This is a genomic window from Candidatus Pelagibacter communis, assembly GCF_001179945.1.
Lineage (GTDB): Bacteria > Pseudomonadota > Alphaproteobacteria > Pelagibacterales > Pelagibacteraceae > Pelagilacustribacter > Pelagilacustribacter ubique_A.
Genome location: NZ_CVSG01000057.1, coordinates 1 through 922 on the forward strand (window position 1 = coordinate 1; position 922 = coordinate 922).

Consider the following 922-nt stretch of genomic DNA (forward strand, 5'->3'; position numbering starts at 1 on the left):
GGTTTAGATAGCTTGTTATCTATAGTGCAAATGCCACGAGGTTGTCCCGTAGCTACAATGGCTATAAATGGATCAATGAATGCTGGTTTACTTGCAGCTTCAATCATTGGAAATTTTGATGAAAAAATCAAATCAAATTTAGAAAAATGGAAACGGTTACAAACTAAATCTATTAAAAAAAAACCTTAGTAAAATGTCAATAAGAGTCCTAGGAATCATTGGTTCAGGTCAACTTGGTTCTTTACTATGTCAGGCTGCAAAAAAACTTAATATAAAGACTATAGTAATATCAGATGATGAAAATGGTCCAGCACAAAACTATTCAGATAAATTTATTTACTCAAAATATGATGACAAAAATAAGATTAAAGAATTCATAAATGGAGTAGATATCATAACTTATGAATTTGAAAATATTCCTATAAGTATTTTAAAAGAGATAGATAAAGAAAAAAAAGTTTTACCCAAACCTGAAATTAATAAGATTATTCAAAACAGACAATTAGAAAAAACGTTTGTAAATAATCTTGGTATTAAAACTACAAAGTGGGCATTTATAAAGACCGCCAAAGATGTTCAACAAAACAAAAATTTATTACCAGGGATTTTAAAGACAAACACGTTAGGTTATGACGGCCATGGCCAGTATGTTTTAAATACCCTAGATGATGTAAAAAAAGATTGGTGTTTTACAGCAGATTACATATTAGAAAAAAGAGTAAATTTAAAAAAAGAAATTTCTGTAATTGTTACAAGATTTAAAAACAAAGAAATTTATATTTATGAACCAATAGAAAATACTCACAAAGACCAAATTTTAAAATACTCCAAAATTCCAGCTGATATAAAACCCAGTATTTTCAAAAAAGCTCAAGATAGCGCTGAGTTAATTGCAAATAAATTAGATTACATTGGAACAATG

The 922-nt window shown here is 27.9% G+C and carries 2 protein-coding genes; both read left to right on the top strand.

The window, feature by feature from the left end:
* Positions 1–189 (top strand): AIR carboxylase family protein (locus AMN78_RS01510; RefSeq protein ID WP_143323156.1); only part of this gene is annotated, 189 nt, incomplete at its 5' end.
* Positions 190–193: 4 nt separating this feature from the next.
* Positions 194–922 (top strand): ATP-grasp domain-containing protein (locus AMN78_RS01515; protein WP_075533847.1); only part of this gene is annotated, 729 nt, incomplete at its 3' end.